We start from the raw sequence: 300 nt of genomic DNA on the forward strand, positions 1-300 counted from the left end.
CAATACGGTATCGACTCAGACGGTTTCTTCGCATTACGTGAACAACCTAAGCGTGTCGCAGTTGTGGGTGCCGGTTATATAGCTGTTGAAGTGGCGGGTGTATTACATGCACTAGGTAGCGAAACTCATTTATTAGTACGTAAGCATGCACCACTACGTAACTTTGACCCAATTTTGACCGACGCATTAGTTGATGCTATGGCCGCCGATGGACCAACGCTTCATACTCACAGCGTACCTAAATCGGTCACCAATAATGCTTATGGTAGTCTGACGTTACTATTAGAAAATGACCAAAGC

1 protein-coding gene is annotated in these 300 nt (G+C 45.3%); it reads left to right on the forward strand.

The features are described from left to right. Positions 1-300 (forward strand): NAD-binding protein (locus tag AAEY88_RS12795; protein ID WP_350562986.1); only part of this gene is annotated, 300 nt, incomplete at both ends.

The sequence above is a fragment of the Psychrobacter sp. CAL346-MNA-CIBAN-0220 genome, from assembly GCF_040309805.1.
GTDB lineage: Bacteria > Pseudomonadota > Gammaproteobacteria > Pseudomonadales > Moraxellaceae > Psychrobacter.